The sequence below is a fragment of the Mesorhizobium sp. M7A.F.Ca.MR.245.00.0.0 genome (assembly GCF_003997415.1).
Lineage (GTDB): Bacteria > Pseudomonadota > Alphaproteobacteria > Rhizobiales > Rhizobiaceae > Mesorhizobium.
On the sequence record NZ_RZTE01000107.1, the window covers coordinates 1 to 868 of the forward strand.

General features: G+C 59.0%; 1 pseudogene. It reads left to right on the plus strand.

The features are described 5' to 3' along the window. Positions 1-50: 50 nt before the first annotated feature. Positions 51-292: pseudogene (locus tag EOB80_RS35795) on the plus strand (hypothetical protein); the annotation flags it as partial. Positions 293-868 lie beyond the last annotated feature (576 nt).

Here is an 868-nt window from a genome sequence, read left to right on the forward strand (position 1 = left end):
TGTATTCGCGGAGCGTCTAGATACCTGAGTAATTCGTCCACACCGCCTAATCCGGTGAAGTCGATTTCGGCGGCCACATATCCCGACGCGGCGACCGCCATTTGCGTGAGCTTGTTTACGAAGAGGCGTCGGTTAGGGCACGGGTCTACAGCTCCGGGAGAGGATCGGCTTGAAAAGAGCTGCCGTTGGTGTGGCGCGCGAACGCGGTGATATACATACGACGCTTGAAACCGGCGAGCTCTTAAATGCGATGCACGATCGCCTGAGGCGTCCCTGCGGGACGAGAGCCTAGCTATTCCGCTGATCGGGGTTGCACCGCTGGCTTAGCAAGGTGCGTCGTTCCCATTGAACGCTCGTCCCGTAAAGTCCCATCATGCGGCGAACCAATATTGACCACGAAGAACCGTGTGGCTAGTCAAAAGCTCACGAGGGGAATATCCGCTGCAAACGGCCGCCGTCTCCTCGATCGCGCTCCTCGATCGCGCCAAGATCGGCTGCACAACGCAGCGCACAGCGGATGGGCCGGCCAGAGGATAGCGGTATGCTGGGAGGTGTCCCCACCGAGGCTACCGAGAAAGCTGAAGGCTCTTGGAAGCGGGAGCTGCGCCAGGCCAATGAGATCCTGCGCAAGGCGATGCTTGGTTTGCGGTGGCGGAGTTCGATCGTCTTTAGAGACGATACTCGCCTTCCGCGGAGAAGAGGTTGGTCGAGCCGATCCGTCGATCTGAGGTGCTGCCGAACGCCGTGTCACATGGGATTCACTTGTCGCTGAGCTACCTGCAAGTTCCTTTTTTTGGCCTTATCCAAGTTCCTGCCGACTCCGTGCTTGTCTTCGCGGGTTCACCGTGGTTCCCGGTTACCAGCACGT